The organism is Rhizobium albus (assembly GCA_030160035.1).
Lineage (GTDB): Bacteria > Pseudomonadota > Alphaproteobacteria > Rhizobiales > Rhizobiaceae > Georhizobium > Georhizobium albus.
On sequence record BSNO01000001.1, the window covers coordinates 628,105 to 650,203 of the forward strand.

The following is a 22,099-nucleotide window of genomic DNA, read 5'->3' on the forward strand; positions in this document are numbered from 1 at the left end:
CAAACGTTCTCGGCAAGATGCGCTCCATAGGCATCTATCTGTTCGCCTTGTCGGGCATCATCAACATTCTGGCGCTGACCGGCGCCATGTACATGCTTCAGATCTACGATCGGGCTTTGACGTCCGGAAGCATGCCGACGCTGATCGCGCTCTCCGCGCTGGCGATCGGCCTTTATCTGTTTCAGGGCATATTCGACATCCTGCGCTCGCAGATACTGGTGCGCATCGGCGCTCGCTACGACGCCGAACTGGCGCCGATGGCGCATAGCGTCGTGATCGAGATGCCCCGCTTCGGCTATTCCACGTCCGAGGCAATGGAACGTGGCCGCGACGTCGACACGATCCGTGGCTTTCTTTCCGGACAGGGTCCGGTGGCGCTGTTCGATCTGCCCTGGATGCCGGTCTTCCTGATTTTCATCTATGCGCTGCATCCCATGCTCGGGCTTCTGACGCTTGGCGGCGCCATCGTGCTGGCCTGCCTGACGATCGCGACAGAAATGCTGACGCGCCGTTCGAGCCGGGAGATGAACAAGGCGGCGCTGATGCGCAACACGCTCGCCGATGGCCACGCCGCCAATGCGGAAATCCTGAAGGCGATGGGCTTCACGGGCCGCGCGGTCGAGCGGTTCGAAGAAGCCAACAAAGCGCATCTGGCCTTGCAGACGAAGACGAGCGACATCACGGGCACGTTCAGCGGCCTTTCCAAGGTGCTGCGCATGATCCTGCAGTCGGCCGTTCTCGGCATGGGGGCGTTTCTGACGATCCAGGGCGAGCTTTCGGCAGGCGGCATCATCGCAGCGTCGATCGTTTCCGCCCGCGCATTGGCTCCGGTCGATCTGGTCATCGGCCAGTGGAAAGGCATGCAGGCAGCCCGGCGCAGCTTCAAGCGGCTGGGCGAAACGCTCGCGGCAATGGAAGACAAATCGGCCTTGATCGATCTCCCGATGCCGGCCCGCAGTCTCAAGGTTGAGAACGTCACGATCGCCGCCCCGGCATCGGGTGCCGTGCTGCTCGGCGAAGTCAGCTTCGAGCTTAAGAGCGGCCAGGCGCTTGGACTGATCGGGCCGAGCGGTGGCGGCAAGACATCGCTGGTTCGTGCTCTGGTCGGCATCTGGCCGCTCCTGCGCGGCGCGATCCGTCTTGATGACGCGGATCTGGAGCAGTATCGCGAGGACGTTCTGTGCAAGGCAATCGGCTACCTGCCGCAGGACGTGGCGCTGCTCGACGGCACGATCGCCGAGAACATTTCGCGGTTCGACCGCGATCAGAATGCCCGCAAGATCGTGATTGCTGCAAAGGCGGCGGGTGTGCACGAGCTGATCGTGCGGCTTCGCGAAGGCTACCAAACGCAGCTCGGTTCCAACGGGATGGCGCTTTCCGCCGGCCAGCGCCAGCGCATCGGCCTCGCCCGTGCGCTTTATGACGATCCGTTCCTGGTGGTGCTCGACGAGCCGAACTCCAACCTCGACGGAGAAGGCGAAGCCGCACTGACGGCGGCGATCGCCGGCGTGCGCAACCGTGGCGGCATCGTCGTGGTCGTCGCGCACCGGCCTAGTGCGCTTGCCGCGGTCGACATGGTCGGCATGGTTCAGAATGGCCGGCTGGTCGCGTTCGGGCCGAAGGAGGAAATCCTTCAGGAAACGCCGCCGCGCCGCAAGCCGGCGTTGGCGGAGCAGGGCGCCCGTCGACCGCTTGAACGCACCAACGCCTGAGAGACCGAGGAACTGGAACGATGGACGAGCGGCTCTTTCTCAATCGGTGGCAGAACACCAACCCCACCGCAGCCAAGAAGCGCTTCGAGGAGACCGAGGGCGGCGGGCGCATGCAGACGATGGCGATGATGCCCTTCATCGCCGTCGGCCTGTTTACCGCCCTGCGAAAGCTCTTTGGCAACGAGGCGGAGGCCTTCGCGTCCGACCGGCCGCTTCGCGACGTAGCGGAAGCTGCGCCGGACCCGCAGAGCGATCCGCTGTCATTCGAGACAGACATTGCTCGCATCGCGCAGATCGCATCATCGCTGAACCAGCTCTCGGCCGATATCGCAGCCGGGATCGGCGCGCGCATCTCGTTTCTCGGGCAGACAGGCGATGCCGTCGCGTTCGAGGCTGGCCTGCGCGCAGCCGGCGGCGGTTCGCTCCGTCCTCTCAAGCCGGGAAAGACCGGGCGGGCGAACGACAACCATGTCGAAGGCACGCCATCACCGCGCAAGGCGAAGCCGGAAGAACGGCCTGCCAAGCGGCGCGACGATGATGATGGCAAGGAGAAGACGCCGAACCGCGCGCCCACGCTTGCCGGGCCTGTCAGCCTGAAGGACAGTCTGGTCAACCAGGCGATCGTCATTGCGGCAGCCGACCTGCTCGTCGGAGCATCGGATGCGGATGGCGACGTCCTGACGATCCAGGACCTGTCGGTTTCGTCCGGTACGATTACGCAGACTGCGCCGGGCAAGTGGCTCTACACGCCGGCCTACGACTATGTCGGCGAAGTGATATTCACCTACAAGATCAGCGACGGGAAGACGTCCGTCCAGCAGGTCGCCTACAGCGATCTCGACCACGAAGATCCCGACATCATCGGAACGAACGGCAACGACATCCTGATCGGCACGCCGGATCCGGACCGGATGTTTGGCCTGGATGGCGATGATCTGATCTACGGTCGGGCGCAGAACGACACCCTTTTCGGCGGCAATGGCAACGACCGCCTCTATGGCGAGGATGGCGACGACACGCTCTTCGGCGGCTTCGGCGACGACATGCTGTTCGGGGGGCGCGGCAACGACCGACTGTTTGGCGAAGAGGGCAACGACAAGCTGTTTGGCGGGGAGGGCGATGACCGGCTCTCCGGCGATGCTGGCCATGACCATCTGGACGGCGGCGAAGGCAAGGACCACCTCGACGGCGGGATCGGGGATGACGTTCTCGATGGCGGGACAGAAGACGACATTCTCCTGGGCGGCCTCGGCAACGACCTCGCCCGAGGCGGCGACGGTGCCGACCTCATCCGCGCAGGTGCGGGCGACGACGTTGCTGAAGGCGGTGCCGGCGATGACGTCATCGAGGGCGAGGCCGGCGACGATTATCTGTCGGGCGGCGATGGTGCGGACGGGATTTCCGGTGGAGACGGCGCGGACCAGCTGAGCGGCGATGCGGGTGACGACTTCCTCGCGGGCGACGCTGGCAATGACACGCTCGATGGTGGCGAGGGTCACGACACGATCGATGGGGGCGAGGGTGCCGATGTGATCCTGGCTGGCGCTGGCGACGATGTTGCCGAGGGCGGTGCAGGCGATGATGTCATTGAGGGCCAGGCCGGGGATGACGAGCTGTCGGGTGGCGATGGTGCGGATGAGATCTCAGGTGGTGACGGCGCGGATCAGCTGAGCGGGGATGCCGGCGACGACGTGCTTTCGGGCGACGCTGGCGACGACGTTATCGATGGGGGCGCCGGTATCGACGAGATCGACGGTGGCGAAGGGCACGACACGATCGATGGTGGCGAAGGCGCCGATGTGATCCTGGCCGGCGCTGGCGACGATGTTGCCGAAGGTGGAGCAGGGGATGATGTCATCGAGGGGCAGGATGGAGACGACGAGCTGTCCGGTGGCGATGGTGCAGATGAGATTTCCGGCGGTGACGGCGCGGATCAGCTGAGCGGGGACGCCGGCGACGACGTGCTTTCGGGCGACGTCGGTGACGACGTTATCGATGGGGGCACCGGGGACGATCAGATCGACGGTGGCGAAGGGCACGACACGATCGATGGTGGCGAAGGCGCCGATGTGATTCTGGCCGGCGCTGGCGACGATGTTGCCGAAGGTGGAGCAGGGGATGATGTCATCGAGGGGCAGGCCGGGGATGATGAACTGTCCGGCGGCGATGGCGCGGATGAGATCTCGGGTGGTGACGGCGCGGACCAGCTGAGCGGCGATGCGGGCGACGATGTGTTGTCGGGTGACGCCGGTGACGACGTTATCGATGGGGGCATCGGCGACGATCAGATCCACGGTGGCGAAGGCCACGACACGATCGATGGCGGCGAAGGTGCCGACCTGATCTTGGCCGGCGCTGGCGACGATGTTGCTGAAGGCGGAGCTGGGGATGATGTCATCGAAGGTCAGGCTGGAGACGACGAGCTGTCTGGTGGCGATGGTGCGGATGAGATTTCCGGCGGTGACGGCGCGGATCAGCTGAGCGGGGATGCCGGCGACGACGTGCTTTCGGGTGACGCCGGTGACGATGTCATCAATGGTGGCATCGGCGACGATCAGATCGACGGTGGCGAGGGGCACGACACGATCGATGGGGGCGAAGGCGCCGATGTGATTCTGGCCGGCGCTGGCGACGATGTTGCCGAAGGTGGAGCAGGGGATGATGTCATCGAGGGGCAGGCCGGGGATGATGAACTGTCCGGCGGCGATGGCGCGGATGAGATCTCGGGTGGTGACGGCGCGGACCAGCTGAACGGCGATGCGGGCGACGATGTGTTGTCGGGTGACGCTGGCGACGACGTTATCGATGGGGGCATCGGTGACGATCAGATCGATGGTGGCGAGGGCCACGACACGATTGATGGCGGCGAAGGTGCCGATGTGATCTTGGCTGGCGCCGGCTACGATATCGTCGAAGGCGGTGCAGGAGATGATGTCATTGAGGGGCAGGCCGGGGATGACGAGCTGTCGGGCGGCGATGGCGCGGATGAGATTTCCGGCGGTGACGGCGCAGATCAGCTGAGCGGCGACGCCGGCGACGACGTGCTTTCGGGCGACGCTGGCGACGACGTCATTGATGGGGGCACCGGGAATGACACACTTTCGGGCGAGACCGGCGCAGACGAGTTGATCGGCGGCGAAGGCGATGACAGCCTGGATGGCGGCGAGGGAGCCGATGTCATCCTCGCAGGCCTTGGCGACGACGTCGCAGACGGCGGATCCGGGGACGATGTCATCGAGGGCAACGAGGGCGACGATGTCCTGTCTGGCGGCACCGGCAATGACTGTGTCGATGGCGGGGCAGGCGATGACCTGATCCGTGGCGGCGCGGGCGGAGACCTGTTGTTGGGTGCTAAAGGCGACGATGTCATCGAAGGCGGTGACGGCAACGACACCGTCAATGGTGGCGAAGGCGCCGATACGCTGAGCGGCGATGAAGGCGACGACGTTCTGATCGGCGGCGCCGGTGACGACCTGATGGCGGGCGGTGAAGGTGACGACGTCCTCCATGCTGGCCTTGGAGACGACGTTCTCGAAGGCGGCGAAGGCGGCGATATCCTGCATGGCGACGAAGGCAACGACGTCGTCGACGGCGGGGCCGGCGATGATGTCATCGATGGTGGCGAAGGCGACGACGTGCTGGTTGGTAGTGCCGGCGACGACATCGTTTCCGGTGGCGAAGGTGGCGATGTCATCACCGGCGGCGAAGGCGCCGACATGCTCTATGGTGATGAAGGCGACGATATCTTCATTGCCATCTCTGAAGATGGCGATGATCTCCTCATCGGTGGCAGCGGTGTCGACACTTACGACCTCTCCCAGATTGTCGCCGACGTGCTAGTCGATTTGCCGGGGGGCTTCGTGCAGAGCCTCGACACGGGGTATGACGAAGTCTTCGATATCGAGAACGTGCGCGGCGGCCGGGGCAACGACTGGCTGGTCGCCGATGACTCCGTCAACGTCTTCACCGGTGGCTACGGCAACGACACGTTCGTTTTCCGCAAGCTGCGCGATCTGACGAATGAGGGTGGCCCTCGCGATGAGATCACCGACTTTACCGTCGGCGATCGGATCGACTTCTCACGATTGTCCGGTCCGGAAGGTCAGCTCTTCGTCGATATCGCCGGCGCCACGTTTACCGAAGCCGGCAGCGTCGGCTTCCGCCATGAGCGGTTCGGCGACCGCGACTACACGATCGTCTCGGGGACAAGCGACAGCGACCCCGACGCAGAATTCGAACTTGCACTTCTCGGACATCACCAGCTGACGCGCGAAGATTTCATTCTCGCGGCACGCGACGTCGACGCACAGGCATGACACGCGGCAGCGAACACGCCGCCTCTTAATTTTGTGGAGCATGAGTATGGGAATGATGATTGGTAAATCGCAGGAAACCCGTGGCGGTGGCTCTTTTGGAATCCGCTCGCGCGTGATCATGTCGGCTTCGCTGGCGGGGCTTTTGATCATCGGATGCGGCGGCTGGGCCGCGCAGGCAAGTCTCGCCGGCGCCGCCATCGCGCCGGGCCAGATCGCGGTCAAGCGGCAGGTCAAGGAAGTCCAGCATCGCGATGGTGGTATCATTGCCGAGATCCGCGTCTCGAACGGAGACCGCGTGAGGGAAGGCGATGTCCTGGTCAAGCTGGACGAGACCGATACGCGGGTCGAGCTGTCGATCATTCGCTCGCAGCTGACGGAACTCACCGGTGTCTATTCCCGCCTTCAGGCAGAGCGCGATGGCGAGGCCGAGGTTGCGTTTCCGGAAGGTTTTGGGTCCACCGACGGCACATCCGGCGTGATTGCCGGTGAAATGAAACTGTTCCTCGACAATCGCGCGATGCGCGACAGCCAGAAGGAGCAGCTGTCGCTTCAGGCCGAGCAGTTGCGGGACCAGATCAAGGGGATGGAGGCGCAGCTTGCTTCCAACCAGGCCGAGCACACGCTGCTGCTCGATGACATCACCCTGATGCGCAAGCTTCTGGAGCGCAAGCTGACCGAAGGTTCGCGCGTGCGGCAGATGGAACGGGAACTGGCCCGCATCGAGGGGCAGAGGGGTGAGATCGAAGCACGGGTGGCGCAGGCGCGCGGACAGATCAGCGAAACCGAGTTGAAGATCATCGCGATCGACCAGGAATTGAAAGCGACCGCGCAGACGCAGATCCGTGACATCGACGCACGCATCGCCGAATTGCGCGAGCGGGAGATCGCCGCGGTCGATCGCCTGTCGCGCACCGAACTCAGGGCTCCTGCGTCCGGTCTCGTCTACGATCTTGCGGTTCATACGGTGGGCGGCGTCATCGGCTCGGGTGAAACGATCCTGTCGCTCGTGCCAGAGGACGAAGAAATGATGGTCGAGGTGCGCGTCTCGCCGACTGATATCGATCAGGTGACGATCGGCCAGCCCGCGCGTCTTCGCCTGACGGCCTTCAACCAGCGCACGACGCCGGAATTCGAGGGCCAGGTCACTGCGATGGCCGCGGCTGCGACACGCGATCCCGTGTCTGGACGCGACTTCTATCTGGGAACGGTCGAAATCACGTCCGATCTGGCGCCGCTCGGAGACAAGACCCTGATCCCCGGCATGCCGGTCGACGTGCTGTTGGTGACCGGCGAGCGCTCCGCGCTCTCCTATCTCGTCAAGCCATTTGCGGATCAGATGGCGAAGGCTTTCCGCGAGGAATAGGCGTCGCCTGAAGACGCGGACAGCGGCGGGTGGGTACAGCATCCCGTCAAAAAGCCGGCGCTCTCAAAAGGGGCGCCGGCTTTTTTCTCAAGTTAGCTCGATGATCTCAGTGATGATGCGGCTTGGCGTCGTGGCCATGTGCGTGGCTGTGGTCTTCGCCATGACCTTGCCCATGCGCCGCATGATCATGGACAGCTGCCACCGGCTGGGCTGCATGGTCACCATGGTGGTGTGCAGGATCGGCATCATGCGCGATAGCTTCCGCGCGGGCGGTCATGATGTCTTTCGTGCGGGTTTCGAGGTAGCTGATGAGATCGGCCGCGTCGTTTTCTGTGAGTGCGAAGGACGGCATGCGCACGCCGGGGAAGCGCGCCACCATGTCGAGGGCGACGGGATCCCCGGCGCGGCGGCTCGTTTCAGGATCGCGGATGAAGGCCGCAAGCCAATCGCGCTCGCGCCGTTCCGTGACCCCCATCAGGTCGGGGCCGACCATGTCGCCCACGCCGACGGTGTGGCAGGGCGCGCACATCTTCTTGAAAAGCGCCTGGCCTGGTTCCGCGCTGATCTGCAGGCCGGCCAAGTCGGCGGGATCGAGATAGGCCTGATCCGGCATGCGACGTTGTTCGCGCCAGACTGGATCGAGATCCAGAACTGCGCTGGTCAGCGTTTCTATTTCGCCGAACGGGGTGTTTCTGGACCAGTCGCCGGTCAGCGCATTGCCGAGCACGACCTCGTTTCGATGGTTTGCCGGCACTTCGGAATTGTTGCCGAGCTTGGAGCCGATCAGCCGCAAGGTCTGCTCGTCGCCGGTAATGAACGTCCAGCCAGGTCCGTCATAGAACGCGTCGGCGAAGGCTTTCAGGCGTTCCGGCGTATCGTTGAGCGGGTCGACGCTGATCGACACGAAGAAGATATCCTTACCCATCCGGCCTTCCAGGCGGCGGGCGACTTCCGCCAGCCGCGCTGTGTTGATGGGGCACAGATCGCGGCATGAGGTATAGATGAAGCTGATCACAACCATGCGGTCGCGGATCAGATCATCGAAGAACTTCACATCGGTGCCGTCCTGCGTGATGACGGTGCTGTTTGGAAAGTAGTTCTCCCCCCAGGGCGAGGCGGCGTTTGCCGCGGTCGCAGCGAGGAGGCTGGCGGCCAGTGCCGCCAGTATGCGTTTCGTCTTGCCCATTTGCCGAGCCCCTTCGGATCGTGGTCAGTTCTTCGGTATGAGATCTGTGACCGACGCCAGCTGCTGTCGGTTCATGTCGCGCGGCACGCCCTCGGGAATGATTTCCGGCTTGGTGAAGAATACGCCGTCCGGCGTCGGATTCGGTGTCGGCGTGATGGCCCGCTGCGGCGATCCCGGCACGCCGGTGAGCAGCTGGAATCGCGCAAGCATCGCGAAATCCTCGTGCACCGTGTTGTGGCAGTGGTTCACGTAGGAACCGCCATATTCACCGAACTGCACCTGGAAGGTCACGCTGCCGCCTTCGCCAAGCCGCCAGACATCCTTTCGGGCGCCCTTTTCGAAAGTGGGCATCGACATGCCGCGCCGGCTGATCGTGACGCCTTCCTCGAAATGAAGATGGATCGGGTGATCCCAGCCTCCGCCGCCGTTTTCATAAGTCCAGTGCTCGACATCGCCTGCCTGCGGGATCACCATCGAAATGCGGTTGGCGTTGAAGGAATGGTGGTCTTCGCCATTGATGCGGACGGTCCAGGGGAAGGTCGCATGTTCCGGGCAGTCCGGCGTGCACGAACCGTCTGGCCCGCGCGAGTTCCCGCCGGATTTCTTGAACTCCACATGGCGCTTGCGGACCGGCTGCACGATCGGGATCTGCTCGGTCAACTGCATCGGCACCTGGCTGCGATCGAGATCGGTCCGCTTCAGGACAACACCTTCGACATCGACGCTCTGCACCTGGTTGACGATGCGGAACTCCATGATAGACCCCACGACCGGATCGTCCTTGTCGCCGCGCATCGACGTCTTGATCGACAGCTGTTCCTTCATCCGCAGGCCATCCACGTGCTTGGCCTGATTGACGAGATAGAAGCGTTGGCCGAGCGGGAAACCGGTAAAGTCCACGACGATGTCGAAGCGCTCGCCCATGCCCTGCGGCGGGAGCGTCGAAAGCGTGTAGGGTTGCGGCAGAAGATTGCCATCGGTCGAGATCAGCTGGAACGGAACGGGGTTGCCGTTCTGGTCCGCGATGGCGAATTTCCAGAAGCGCGAAACGCTGGCGTTGAGTATTCTGAACCGGTACTTGCGCGGCAATACTTCCATGAAGGGCGCATAAGTGCCGTTGACCACAGGCATGTCGCCCAGGAAGCCATCGACGTCGAAAATGTCGAAGAAGAGCTGGCCGCTTGCATCACAGGCACAATCCCAGACCAACAAATTCACGTCGAAATCGGTGTTGCCCCAGTCGAGCAGCGATCCGCTCGGCAGGCGCAGGTTGACACCGTCGTTCAGCGCTTCGTTGCCCCGGTCGGGGCCGCTATACATGTTAATCGCGCCGAAATTGCCCTTGTAGACATTCTCGGCGGTGAAGAAGAAGCGATGATCATGGGCCCACATGGAGCCTTGGATCTCGCGATAGTCGCCCTTCACATGGACCAGCCCTCCATTGCCATCCGGGCCGGATGCGCGGGGATCACTGGCTGTCGTGTTGATGCGGTCGGCGCGCGCGAGCGTCGTGCTCCACCGATAATCGTAGAATGTGCCGGGGAAATGGTGGGTGTTGGCACCGCCATCGCTCTCCGCGCCATTATGGGCGTTGTGAAAGTGCAGTTGCGTTTCGTTGCGCCCGAAGCCGTTGTTCTGTGACCGGTTAACCGGCATGTTGTTGTAGATGCGGGTGAGAACCGGCTCACCATAGCGCATCTTGATCAGGAACGGCGGCATGGAGCCGTAGCTGTTCTTGCCGGATCCATAGCACCAGAAACTGTCCGGAGACTGGGTCGGAAAGTAATCGTGAAGATACGTGTCGCCGGCGCACTGGCCGATCGACATGATGTAGCCTGCCTGGGGAAAGTATTCTTCCCAGCGCTGATGGGCGAATATCTCACCGGGCGGACGGCCCTCGATGGGGCCGCGCTGCGTCAGCGGATTGACATAGGCCATGTCGACATAGGGGTTCTTGCTGAACTCCGTATGGTAGGACAGACGTCGCGCCGGCGGCTCCTGGAGCTGGGTCGGGAAGACGGCGTTGAACTCGTTGCCTTCCTGAAGCGTGTCGCGCTGACGCTGCAACGGAATGGGCTTTTGCAGCTGCGTCCTGTGGATCGGCTGGGTGAATTTCTTGATGCCGAAGAGGGGGCTTCTTGGAGTGCCGGTCGGTACGGCTGCGTAGGCGCTTGTCGCGAACGGGCTGAGACCGTTCTTCAATGCCAATGCGCCGGAGGCGGTGAAAATGCCCCAGCGGATGAGATCACGCCGCGATACTTGCTCTTGATTGAGCGCCTGTACGATCTCCGCGCGGTTCGCGCGTGCCCGCTCAGCTTCCAACTTCCGGATTCTCGATGCGTTTTCCGCTATATACATTGCCTAGTCCCCGCTCGGAACGTGTTGAAAATTGATTTTTTTGTGATTTTATCTCTTCTATATTACGCTTCCGCTTTAGGTATTCAATTATTAGCAAAGTCTATTTTTCTATAGGACCAAGGTCCAAGCCGGTGGAGACCTTTGTCTCTTTATATATTCGACATCGGAGTATTCGCTTTCCTTGCCGATAGCCTTAGTTTGAATGCCTGTTCTCAAGGGGAACGGTGAAGAAAATTAGGGGCTTAGATTTCCTACGGCCCAAGGTCTGATGCAGGGGCACACGCGTCAGCCATAGGGCCGAAAGGAGCTTCCACAGGCGAGCGGGCGCCAGGGAACATGCAGGGATTTCGATTCAAGGCACTGACCCCGGACGGTCAGGTCGTCGAAGGCGTCGAACACGCCGTTTCACGCACCCAGGCGCTCGTCGCGCTCGAGGCGCGCTCGCTGGTTCCCGTGCTCGTTCAGGATGCCGTTGCGGATATTTCGGCGCCAAAGAATGCATCAACGCATGTCGCTCGGCGAGAGATCACCGATGCCACCGAACAACTGGCTTTGCTGTTGCGCGCCGGTGTTGCCCTCGACCAGGCGCTTGCCCTTGTCGCGCAAGGGGCAGCGCGCAGCTTAGCGCGGGTTCTCGATCAGATTGCCCGGTCCGTTTCGTCCGGTTCTGCCTTGTCGGAAGCGCTTGCACCCCATGCGGCGCATTTCGGATCCACCTATCTCGGTGTCGTTCGCGCTGCAGAACGGTCCGGCGCGATGGAGGCATCGCTCGAATTGCTCGTCGTCGAAAGGCGGCGGGTCGAGCGCCTGCGTGAGCGGCTGTTTGCATCGCTTGCGTATCCGGCCTTCCTGGCGGTGGCGGCCGTCGCCGTGCTTGCCTTTGTGCTTCTCTACGTGATCCCGCAGTTCAAATCGGCCCTGTCGGATCTCGAGATTGCAGCCGGTGGCCAGGCGTCGTTGGTCTTTGCGCTGTCGGATTTCGCGCTTGATCATCAAACAGCGCTGCTCGTGAGCGCAATACTTCTGTTGGTCGGAGCCTTGGCCGTCATGCGCAGTGCGGCTGCGGCCGACCTGTTCTTCGATGTGGCCGGTGTGTTGCCGGGTGCAAAGCGCATCCTCGAATATGAGCGGACGGCGAGCCTGACGGCGATCCTCGGGCTTCTGCTCGCGAGTGGTGCCGACCTTCCGTCTGCGCTTCGCCATGGTGGCGACGTTCTGCGCCAATCGCGCCATCGCCGGGATCTGGCGGAGGTGGTGCGCGCAGTGCGGGGCGGCATGCGGCTCAGCGCCGCGTTTTCGCGCAGTTCGATCATCGCCCCGGCGGCCGCACAGATGGTGAGGGTTGCGGAAGAAAGTGGCGAGCTTGCCGATGCGTGCGCGCGGGTTTCGAGCGTCTATCAAGCGATGCTCGACAAGGCGCTTGATCGAATGACGGCGGTTGCCGCACCGGTGCTGCTCCTGCTCGTCAGCGCGCTCATTGCCTGGATGATCGTCGCCGTCGTCGGCGCGCTCCTCAGCGTCAACGAGATCGTGCTATGAGCAACCGCAAGCATCCCACCGCCAAAGATCTTTACCTGGACGCCCAGCGAGGCACCCGGCGCGGCGAGGAAGGTTTCACGCTCGTCGAGCTTTTGGTCGTGCTCGTCATTCTCAGCCTGATCTCGGGCCTCGTCGCGCCAAGGGTGCTGGGCTATCTGACCGATGCGCGTGCGCGCTCGAGTGCGCTCCAAATGACGGCGCTGACGGCAGCGCTCGATCTCTTCTACCTCGATACCGGACGCTACCCGTCGGATGCCGAGGGTCTCGGCGCGCTGGTCAATGGCAACGGCATCGCCCGCTGGTCTGGTCCCTACATCCAGCAGGCTGCCATCCCGAGCGATCCTTGGGGCAACGCCTACGCCTACCGGGCAGAGCCGGGCGGGCGGTACCGCATCATCTCGTTCGGGCCGGATGGCGTAGAGGGGGGAGGCGACGATGCCGACAGCCAAACGCCCTGATGATGCAACGGCCGGCTACGCTCTTCTCGAAACGATGATCGCCATCGTCGTCTTCGCTTTGGCCGCAGCGCTCGTGGTACCACCGGCTCAGGCGCTCGTGGCATCGGCACGGCTCGAGCGCACGACGAGCGCCATCGTCTCGCTGCTGCGGGCGGATCGCAATTCCGCCCTGCGCAGCGGCTCGCCGGTTGCAACCACCACAGATACCGATGGGCTTTTTATCCGGTCCGACGCAAACGGGATCATCGTTCCCATACCGGATGGCGTGACCGTCAATATGCAGGCGCATCAGGGCGTGGTCTTCTATCCCGACGGGCGATCGTCTGGCGGAGTGTTTCGCCTGTCCCAGGCGCAGTCGCTCAACGTCATCTCCATCGATGCCGCCACCTCCGCCATCAGGCTCAGTGCTCCCAATGCCGGGAGCGGCCGATGAGGACCCCAGCACGCGACAGCGAGGCCGGTTTCACGCTCATCGACAGCCTCGTTGCCGTCGCCACGCTCTCTGCCATGACTGCGCTTCTGCCGCAGGCGATCGTGACAGCGCGGCAGATGTCGAGCGAGACAGCGAGCCTGGTGAGCGCGCGGCTCGTTGCCGACAGCGTGCTGGCCGATCTGGCGCAAAGCTCGCCCCATGCGGGCCAGCAAACCGGTGCCACCGATGGTCACAGCTGGCGCGTCGAAACAAAAATTCGCGAAGCCGGACTGACGTCAAGATCGGAGGACGGCACGTCGCCTGCGCTCTTCACCACGCGCATCAGCATTCAGGTGAGCGGCAACCGAACCCTTGTGGTCGAGCGTCTTTCCTATGGGGCGGTCAAATGAGCGGCACCGTTTCCACAAGCAGGGAAGATGGCTTCGCGCTTCTGGAGGCGGTCGTCGTGCTGGCAATTACGGCGATGGTGTTCGTCGCGCTCGCGGTCTCGACCGGTCTCGTGGTGCGCAACGCAAAGGCCATGAGCGAGCGGACCAACCTTGCCGAAACGCTGATGGGTGGCCTGGAAGCATGGCGGCACGATGTTTCCGCGGCCTTTATCCCGGGCGACGTCAGCAACGGCCCGTCGATGACAGGCAGCGCTGACGCCATGACGTTCGTTACAGCACGCTTTGGCATCGACGGCATCCCGGCGCGCGTCACATATCGAGCGCAAAGCACGCAGGTCGACCGCACGGTCGCGAACTACACCTCCGTCGCAGCCGGTCGAAGCCCGGCCGCAAGCGCCGAAGCGGTGCTTGATGGCCCCTGGCGCTTCCGCTTTGCCTATCGCGCCCGCCACGGCGAACGACGTTGGCTCGACAGCTGGACCCGCGCCAATGAATTGCCGGCGTTTGTGCGGCTGAGCGTCCTGACCGCGCAGGCGCCGCAAACCATCATCGCCGAAGTCGTGGCGCCCATTCGCGCCAACCGGACCACTGTATGCCTCGATGCTTGCGTGGCCGTGCTTGACAGGACGAGCCGGCCATGACGCGCGCACTGGATGTTTCCGAAGCGAGACGGAACGACGCCGGATATGTGACCATATCGGTGCTGCTGGTCTGCTCGCTGCTTGCCACGGTTGCAGCCGGTCTTCTCATGACACCGCGGCCAACCCTTGGCCGTTCGCTGATCGACTTGCAGATGGTCGAGGTCGAAGCGCTGCTCGACAGCGGGCTCGACCTCGCAGCGTTTCGGCTGTTCGGGGCCGATAGCGGCGAAGAGAACTGGCAGTCCGGCGCGGAGACGATCGCGCTCGAGAATGGCCGCGTCGTGATCGAGGCGGTTGCGGAAACCGGTCGGGTCGATGTGAACTGGGCCGATGCGGATTTCCTGGCCAACCTCTATTCCGAGGTCGGCGCCACTTCCATGCCAGCGGCAAGTTTCGCCGATCGGGTGCTGGCGCTGCGTTCCGTCGGCGATCCGCAAACGCACGTGTCGGGGGCGCTGACGACGATCGGTGATCTCGCAGCAATCGATGGGTTGGCGGCAAGCGATTTTGCGCTTCTTTCCCCCTATCTCACCGTGTTCGGTGGCATGGGGCAGGTTGATCCCTGGAGCGCGGACAGGCAGGTGCTTCGCGCGGTGCCGGAGATATCGCTGCGCGAGGTCGAGCGGATCCTCTCGGCGCGCCAGGCACGAAGCGCGACCGGCGACGAGACGATCCTCGAGATTGCCCGCGACCACGCCGACTATCTGTCCACGCAAAAGCCGCAGCGGTTTCGCGTGACCGTCGACGCCTGGGCCGAAAACGGGCTGGCTGGTCGGGCCGAGGCCATCATTGAAGACGGAACGGATCAAGACCCGTTCACAGTGCTTGCCTGGGCGCGGCGCCCGATCACTGACGCCGGACGGGGGGAACGTTGATGCGCGCGCTCCTCTCTCCTGTGCACCGCGTCTGGGCGCTTCTGGTCGACGAGGCCGCTGTATTGATCACACCAATGCATGAGCGTCGCTCGCGAAGCCGTCACGTCCTCACGCAGACGGCCGGTGGTTTCGTTCTGCAAAAGCGGCGCGGCCGTAAGCTGGTGACCGTGACGGAGGGATCTCTGGCGAGTATCGGTTCTGCCCTCAAGCGAACCGTCAAACAGCAGGCGCTCGATGTCGATGTTCGCCTTAGCGAGCGCATGGTGATGCGGCGCGTCGTGCAGTTGCCGCCGACGCCCCCCGAGCACATCCCGGCCGTTGTGGGGCTGCAGATCGAAAAGCTCAGCCCGTGGAACAGCGGCAGCGCGCTCCATGCGTTTCGGATCGAGCGGGACGGTGCGCAGGCGCCCGGCGCGCTGATGGTCCAGATCGCCATCACGGCGCGGAAGTTCTGGGAGCGGATGGAGAAGGACCTCGCCGCAGCCGGTCTGCGCGCGGCGACACTCGGGCCGGTTTCCGAAAGCCTGTCCGAGGGACCGCCGCTCGATCTGCTGGCCGATCCGCAGGCGCGTCACGCAAAAGCGCGGCGGAACGCGTCCGCTCTCCTTCTGCTCCTGCTTGCCGGAGCGCTCATCGGCAGCACGATCGCGTATCTGCAGGTCGCCGCTGCGGAGCGCGAACTGGTGGCTCGAGCGGCGCAGGCGGCCGAGCTTCGCACAGAGCTCGAAACACAAATGGCCGACAATGCGCCCGCTGAGGGTGCACAAAAATTGCTGCAGGCGAAATTGGCGGACGAACCGCTGGTGATTCTGCTCAACGCCTTGAGCGCGGCATTGCCGGATGGGACCTATCTCACGGCTTTCGAGGCGTCCGGAGCGGAAATCCGTCTTTCAGGTTATTCGGATGACGCGGGTGCGTTGATCCCGTTGCTTGAAAGCGAGCCCAATCTCGATCAGGTCCGCTTTGCCTCGTCCGTATTTGTTGATCGCGAAACGGGGTCGGAACGCTTTGAGGTCGTAGCCGTCCGGGCAGGAGACGCGTCATGAGCCGCGCGCGCGCCGCTATGGTTGCCTGCCTGGCGCTGATGGCGATGGCACCAGTCGCTGCATTTCTCTGGGGCCAGGATCGGCTCGCCGATCTGCGGCAAGAGACGGCGATCGTCGAAAACACGATTGCGGAGCTGCAACAGCGGCTGCAATCGAGCGCCGACGGGAATGACCGTTCAGCCGAAGCGATGCTTGTCGATTTCCACGTGGATGGGGCGACCGAGGCGGTCGCTGCCGCTGCTCTCCAGGCGCAGCTTGCGACGGTGGCGCGTGACGCTGGAATAGACATCGACGAGTTCGAGGTCATGCGCGCCCTCGACACGGACATCCAGGCGGAAGCCGAACCGGGCATCCGGCTTCGGCTGGCGTTCAAGGCCGAGAACCATGCCTTTCAGGAGATGCTCTACGCGATCGAACAGGGTCGGCCGGCCATGCGCGTCCAGTCGCTGCGGCTGGCGACGTTCGATGCCGACGAGGCGCCGATCCTCAATGCCGATCTGGTCGTGGAAGCCTATCGGAGGCTGGAGCCATGACGCGCCGCATTCTTGAGCCAGTCATCGCCCTGATCTGCTCCGTCATGGTCTGGACGGCTGCGATGGCCGATGGCGCGGGGGAAACCGCTGCTGGAGCACCCTTCTTTCCGCAGATGTCGCTTGAGGCGATGACGGCCATGCGGGAGCGGCCGCTGTTTGCACCTTCCCGGCGACCCCCCGCGCCACCACCACCTGCCATCGTTCAGCCGGTTGCCATTGCCGAACCCATGGCGCCACCACCTGCGCCGCCATTGCCGGAGCCTGCCGTGCGGCTGATCGGCGTCACGATCGGGAACGACGCAGGCTTTGCGATCATCGAGCACCAGCCAACGGGCGAGGTGCTGCGGATGAAGGATGGCGCCTTGCTCGATCGCTGGGTGCTGTCGGTCGTCGATGCGCGCACCATCGCCTTCGAGCATGAGGGGAGGCGCGCGGTCTATGCCCTGTTTCAGCGATAGGCGCGAACCATGCCGTGCTTCAGATGGTGGCTTTCAGCAGCTCGTCGACGCTCGTCTGGCCGGCACACACTTTGGCATAGCCATCCTGCAGCATGGTGATCATCCCGCTCGACACGGCCGCGGCTTCGATGTCGCCGGCGGAGCGACCCGCTCGGACCATGCCGCGCAGGGGCTCGTCCATGCTGAGTACCTCGAAAATGCCGATCCGTCCGCGGTAGCCGGTCTGTGCGCACTGGCTGCAGCCTTCGGCGCGGTAGATGATTGCATCGCCCTTCGTCGTCAGACGTCCGCTGTCGGCAAAGGGCTTGAGGGCTTGCCCGGCATTCTCGTCGACCGTCCGGCAATGCGGGCAGAGTTGCCTCACGAGGCGTTGGCCGACGACGCATCTGAGCGTCGCGTTGATCAGGAACGGCTCGACGCCGAGATCCACCAGTCGCGTCACGGCGTCGGCGGCGCTGTTGGTGTGCAGCGTCGTCAACAGCAGATGGCCAGTCAGTGCGGCCTGTATGCCGACGGCCGCCGTCTCGCCATCGCGCATCTCGCCGACCATCAGAATATCCGGGTCGTGGCGCAGGAAAGCGCGCAGCGCCGTGGCGAAATCCAGCGCGATGCCCGGCCGAACCTGGGTCTGGCTGATGCCGGGGATCTGGTATTCGATCGGATCTTCGACCGTCATGATCTTGCGGTCGGATCGGTTCAGCGCGGCGAGCGCCGCCGTCAGGGTCGTCGTCTTGCCGCTGCCTGTCGGACCCGTCACCACGATCATGCCATGCGGTTGCTCGAGATGCGCGCTGAAGCGCGCGAGGTCGTCGGGTGCCATGCCAAGCCGGGCGAGATCAAGCGCGTGGGCTCCGCGCGCCAGAAGTCGCATGACGAGGCTTTCGCCGTGAAGGGCAGGGGCCGTGGCCACGCGAATGTCGGTTTCAAGCGTGCCGATGCGCATCCGGGCGCGTCCATCCTGTGGCAGGCGGCGTTCGGCAATATTGAGACCCGACAGGATCTTCACGCGCGAGATGATGCCGCGCGCGGTTTCCTCCGAGACGCGCTCATGCAGACGCAGCACACCGTCGACGCGCAAGCGGATGCGTGCGCCGGATTGCTCCATCTCGACATGGATATCGGTTGCACCCGCGATCAGAGCCGCTTCCACGAGCCCGTCGACCGCGGTGACGATCGGCGCATCGCTTGCGAGGTCTTGCAGCCGCTCTATCTCGCCTTCGCCGATGGGCGCCGGACGTTCCACCGCTGCGGCTGTTCCAGCGTGGCGGCGCTCGGACGTCGCCTCATCGAAACGGGCAGCGAGCGCATCGAAGGACGCGACAACCAACGGCACATCTTCGCCCATGGCAAGCTGAAGGACAGCGATGTCTTCGGTGCGGGTCGGGTCGGCGGTCGCAATGGCGACGGTGCCGTTCAATCGGCAGGGAAAGAGCCAGTTGCCGCGCAGGAAGCGGATCGACAGGCCTTCCAGCAGATCCGGATCATAGGCGATCGACTGGTCATCGGCACGCTGCAATCCGTGGAAGGCGGCGATGGCATCCGCAAGGCGCGGCGCGGGTATCAAGGCTGCGTCGTGCAGATCGCCGTAAGACGTGCGTCCAGCCTGGCGAAGGTTTCCCAGAATAGGCTCGTTGCCGGACAGGTATCCGTTCTTTTGCAGGAACGCGATAAAGGGCACCGGATCCCTGATTTGAGCATCTGTAACGAAAGCATCCATGTGGATTTTCTAACGCCTTGCCGAGGGAAGCTGCATCGAGCCCATGGCTTATTGCAGGCTTTGACAATACCATTACGGCACTCGCCTTACGAATCAGTTTTCGGAAAAGTCGAGAGCGCGTTTTCTGTTCGGGGACGGTCAACGCTCGGGGTGCTTGCTTCGGCAATACATGCGCGGCGCGGCCGGTGGTGGGCCAGGAGGAACGGCGTTGCCTAACAAGCGTAGTATCGGCGCTGTGGCCGTCTTCCTGCTCATGGTGCCCATCGTTGGCGGCTGCGCCAATTCCGACGGCGGGGCCAACGCCGAGCGGCCTTCGGTCCTCAGCCAGGTCTTCCGGCCGGACTTCTCGGCACGGTCTCCGCGCAGCGGCGGCAGCAACAATGGTGTCAGCGGCCCGCAGGGCAATCAGGAGATTGCCACTTCTCGCATTTTCGGCGCAAGCAATCCAGGGATCGATGGCACGGTGACCGGCCAGACGCCGACATCGACCAATGGCGGCGTGCAGCTCAATTTCGAAGATGCCGACCTGCGGGAATTTATCGACACGGTTCTCGGCCAGACCTTGCAAGTGAACTACACGGTCGACCCCAGCGTTTCGGGAACCGTGACCTTGTCGACGGCGCGGCCGATCGGTCGCGAGAGCCTGCTTGAGCTGCTGGAAGCCGTGCTGCGCGTCAACGGCGCGGAGCTCACGCGCAGTGGCGAAACCTATCAGGTGATCGAGGCGACATCTGCGACGGCCTCGCGTGTCGATTATGCCAGGGCGGGCGCCGGCTATGGGCTCAGCATCATTCCCTTGCAGTTCATCTCACCGCAGACGCTCAGCCAGTTGATCAACGGCTTTGGCGCGCGGCCCGGATCGCTGCGGGTGGAGACGACACGCAACTTGCTGATCGTGCTCGGCAGTTCCGCCGACCGGCGGTCGGCGATCGAAACGGCAACCGCTTTCGACGTCGACTGGATGCAGGACCAGTCCGTCGGCATTCTGACCATGCGCACGGCAAAACCCGAGGCCGTCATTCCCGAGCTCGAGCGCATCTTCGCTGCGCAGGGCGGCGGCAGCGGCTCCAGCGTTATCCAGTTCATGCCAATGCCGCGACTGCAAGCCGTTCTCGCCGTTTCCCAGAACCGGTCGCTGATCGAGCGCGCGCAGACCTGGGTCGAGCGGCTCGACCGCGAGAACGCCGATCTGGATGAAAGCGTCCACGTGTATCGGTTGAAGTACCGCGAAGCTTCCGTCGTCGCCGAACTCCTCAATCAGCTTTTCCAGGGTCAAAGCGCGAGCCCCTCGGCCTCCTCGCTTGCACCAGCGGAGGATTTGACGCTGGCTGCAAGTGAGCCTCTGACCCAGGGAGAGCAGTTGATCGACGCGGCTTTCGGTGGCGACAATGCCGTATCGGGTGCTTTTACGGTGGCCTCGCAGCCGGTGCAGATTTTCAATGCGCCGACGGCCAGTGGCGGCATCCCGCGCATTCAGCCCGATACGTCCAACAATTCGATCATCATCTACGGCGATCTCGATGCCCGCCAAAGGGCACTCTCGGCGCTTGGGCGCATCGACGTTCCGCAATTGCAGGTGGCGATCAACATCACCATGGCCGAGGTCCGGCTGACGGACGAGCTGCGCTATGGCGTCCAGTATTTCGTCAAGAGCCAGAATGTGGGGCTCGGCACCGACAACGGATCGATCGGGCTGTTCAACACGCTCGCCGACAACATCGCGCGCGAACTGCCGGGCTTCAATTTCGTGGTCGGCAGCGAGTCCAGTCCGGACATCATCATCAATGCGCTCGATGCGGTAACCGACGTGCAGGTGCTGTCGTCACCGTCACTCGTTGTGATGGAGAATGAGGAAGCGCGCTTCCAGGTGGGTGACCAGATTCCGATCGTCACGCGCACCGTCACGTCGGTCGAAGACGCGAATGCGCCGGTTAGCAACCAGGTCGAGTATCGCGACACGGGCATCATCATGCGCGTCCGGCCCCGCATTTCCGAAGATGGCATCGTGACCATGCGGATCGAACAGGAAATCTCCGCGGTGTCCTCGAATGCGGGAACGCTGACGCCCGTCATCTCGAATCGCTCGATCTCGAGCAATGTTGCGGTGGTGGACGGACAGACCGTGCTCCTTGGTGGTCTGATCCGCGATCAGTCGGAAGCTGGCAAGGACGGGATCCCGGGTCTGCGACGCATGCGCGGCATCGGCAATCTTTTCGGCAGCACCAACCGGTCCAACGAACGCACGGAGCTTCTAATCCTGATCCGCCCGTCGGTCATTCGCGATGGCAAGGATGCGCAGACGGTTGCGGAAGAGCTGCAGTTGCGCATGTGGGAACTGGGGCCGCGTTCCATCAAGCGCTGAACCGATGTCCATGATGTCGAGGGCAGAGCTGATCGGGATTGGTGCCGGTGCAGCAGGGCTCACGGTTGCCATCGCCTTGACGTCACAGGGAGACTTCGACCCGACATGGCCGTTCGCGCTGTGGCTTGGCGCTCTCTGCCTCGCGATTGCTGTCGAGGATGTGCGCCACCTGCGCGTCGCCGATAGCGCCAATGCGCTTCTGTTTGCCGGTGGTTGCACCTGGCAGGTCCTGCAGTCGCAAGGGGAAGTCTTCGAAACGCTCATGCTCGCGCTTCTGGCCTGCGTCATCTGCGGCGGGGCGTTGTTGGCGGTGCGCGCACTGCATGCGCGCATCACCGGGCGCATCGGGCTCGGGCTCGGCGATGTCAAATTCTGTAGTGCCGCCGCGGCATGGACGGGCCTATCTGGTTTTCCGTTCATGCTCTTGCTGGCAAGTCTCACGGCCTTGATCGTCTTCGGTCTCATAAGCGTGACCCGCTCTGGATGGGGCAGGCAGCGGCGATTGCCGTTCGCGGCCTTCCTGGCGCCGGCGCTGTTCATGGTCTGGCTGGGGAGCGCCTCTTCCGCCGGTTCTTTTCTGGATGGGGTGTTTCTGAGCCGCTGATTATCGTCGGTTCGGCCCTTGGTCGCTTATCAGGCTGACTTTCGTCCAGTTGTTCAAGGCGCTGCGCAATCGTAGACTTTTTGCAATTTGATCCGCTGCTGGAGTGCAT

17 protein-coding genes are annotated in these 22,099 nt (G+C 63.4%); 14 read left to right on the forward strand and 3 right to left on the reverse strand.

The genetic code is table 11. The features are described from left to right. The first annotated feature begins 17 nt into the window (after window positions 1-17). The 3 genes from QQL76_RS02990 to QQL76_RS03000 are packed head-to-tail and all read left to right on the forward strand — an operon-like array spanning window position 18 to window position 7,391. Complete coding sequence (locus QQL76_RS02990; RefSeq protein WP_499207097.1) at window positions 18-1,712, forward strand: type I secretion system permease/ATPase; 1,695 nt, start codon at window positions 18-20, stop codon at window positions 1,710-1,712. Window positions 1,713-1,732: 20 nt separating this feature from the next. Next, window positions 1,733-6,028 (forward strand): cadherin-like domain-containing protein, encoded by a 4,296-nt coding sequence (locus QQL76_RS02995; protein ID WP_499206311.1) that lies wholly within the window; start codon window positions 1,733-1,735, stop codon window positions 6,026-6,028. Between the two features lie 52 nt (window positions 6,029-6,080). Next, on the forward strand, window positions 6,081-7,391 hold the full coding sequence (locus tag QQL76_RS03000) for an HlyD family secretion protein (RefSeq protein WP_499206312.1): 1,311 nt from the start codon (window positions 6,081-6,083) through the stop codon (window positions 7,389-7,391). A gap of 106 nt (window positions 7,392-7,497) precedes the next feature. Here the strand turns inward: QQL76_RS03000 and QQL76_RS03005 are convergent, their stop codons facing one another. Then, the gene (locus tag QQL76_RS03005; protein WP_499206313.1) at window positions 7,498-8,577 is read right to left on the reverse strand and encodes an SCO family protein; all 1,080 of its coding nucleotides are present in this window, start codon (window positions 8,575-8,577) and stop codon (window positions 7,498-7,500) included. A gap of 24 nt (window positions 8,578-8,601) precedes the next feature. Then, window positions 8,602-10,899, reverse strand: a complete 2,298-nt coding sequence (locus tag QQL76_RS03010; RefSeq protein WP_499206314.1) for a multicopper oxidase family protein — start codon at window positions 10,897-10,899, stop codon at window positions 8,602-8,604. Window positions 10,900-11,271: 372 nt separating this feature from the next. Between QQL76_RS03010 and QQL76_RS03015 the strand changes: the two genes are divergently transcribed. From QQL76_RS03015 to QQL76_RS03055, 9 genes are read left to right on the forward strand one after another with little or no spacing between them, the layout of a single operon-like run. After that, window positions 11,272-12,474 (forward strand): type II secretion system F family protein, encoded by a 1,203-nt coding sequence (locus QQL76_RS03015; RefSeq protein WP_499206315.1) that lies wholly within the window; start codon window positions 11,272-11,274, stop codon window positions 12,472-12,474. Further along, window positions 12,471-12,932, forward strand: coding sequence for a type II secretion system protein GspG (gene gspG / locus QQL76_RS03020; RefSeq protein ID WP_499206316.1), 462 nt, complete (start codon window positions 12,471-12,473; stop codon window positions 12,930-12,932). The genes QQL76_RS03015 and gspG overlap by 4 nt, the downstream gene beginning before the upstream one ends. Further along, the gene (locus QQL76_RS03025) at window positions 12,910-13,365 is read left to right on the forward strand and encodes a pilus assembly FimT family protein (protein WP_499206317.1); all 456 of its coding nucleotides are present in this window, start codon (window positions 12,910-12,912) and stop codon (window positions 13,363-13,365) included. The genes gspG and QQL76_RS03025 overlap by 23 nt, the downstream gene beginning before the upstream one ends. Then, window positions 13,362-13,754 carry a hypothetical protein gene (locus QQL76_RS03030; RefSeq protein ID WP_499206318.1) on the forward strand — a complete coding sequence of 131 codons (393 nt, stop codon included), beginning with the start codon at window positions 13,362-13,364 and terminating at the stop codon, window positions 13,752-13,754. Before QQL76_RS03025 ends, QQL76_RS03030 begins: the two co-directional genes overlap by 4 nt. Beyond that, a complete protein-coding gene (locus QQL76_RS03035) occupies window positions 13,751-14,395 on the forward strand; it encodes a type II secretion system protein (protein ID WP_499206319.1) in 645 nt (214 codons plus the stop codon). Before QQL76_RS03030 ends, QQL76_RS03035 begins: the two co-directional genes overlap by 4 nt. After that, complete coding sequence (locus QQL76_RS03040; protein WP_499206320.1) at window positions 14,392-15,270, forward strand: hypothetical protein; 879 nt, start codon at window positions 14,392-14,394, stop codon at window positions 15,268-15,270. Before QQL76_RS03035 ends, QQL76_RS03040 begins: the two co-directional genes overlap by 4 nt. Next, on the forward strand, window positions 15,270-16,316 hold the full coding sequence (locus tag QQL76_RS03045) for a PilN domain-containing protein (protein WP_499206321.1): 1,047 nt from the start codon (window positions 15,270-15,272) through the stop codon (window positions 16,314-16,316). Before QQL76_RS03040 ends, QQL76_RS03045 begins: the two co-directional genes overlap by 1 nt. After that, complete coding sequence (gene gspM / locus QQL76_RS03050; protein ID WP_499206322.1) at window positions 16,313-16,849, forward strand: type II secretion system protein GspM; 537 nt, start codon at window positions 16,313-16,315, stop codon at window positions 16,847-16,849. The genes QQL76_RS03045 and gspM overlap by 4 nt, the downstream gene beginning before the upstream one ends. Continuing rightward, entirely contained in the window at window positions 16,846-17,307 is a 462-nt protein-coding gene (locus QQL76_RS03055) for a hypothetical protein (RefSeq protein ID WP_499206323.1), read from the forward strand. Before gspM ends, QQL76_RS03055 begins: the two co-directional genes overlap by 4 nt. Before the next feature lie 19 nt (window positions 17,308-17,326). Here QQL76_RS03055 and QQL76_RS03060 read toward each other — a convergent pair whose 3' ends face one another. Then, window positions 17,327-19,024 (reverse strand): GspE/PulE family protein, encoded by a 1,698-nt coding sequence (locus tag QQL76_RS03060; RefSeq protein WP_499206324.1) that lies wholly within the window; start codon window positions 19,022-19,024, stop codon window positions 17,327-17,329. Between the two features lie 208 nt (window positions 19,025-19,232). Between QQL76_RS03060 and gspD the strand changes: the two genes are divergently transcribed. Together gspD and QQL76_RS03070 are read left to right on the forward strand one after the other, a co-directional pair. Next, the gene (gene gspD / locus QQL76_RS03065; RefSeq protein WP_499206325.1) at window positions 19,233-21,386 is read left to right on the forward strand and encodes a type II secretion system protein D; all 2,154 of its coding nucleotides are present in this window, start codon (window positions 19,233-19,235) and stop codon (window positions 21,384-21,386) included. Between the two features lie 4 nt (window positions 21,387-21,390). After that, on the forward strand, window positions 21,391-21,990 hold the full coding sequence (locus tag QQL76_RS03070; RefSeq protein WP_499206326.1) for an A24 family peptidase: 600 nt from the start codon (window positions 21,391-21,393) through the stop codon (window positions 21,988-21,990). Window positions 21,991-22,099: the final 109 nt, after the last annotated feature.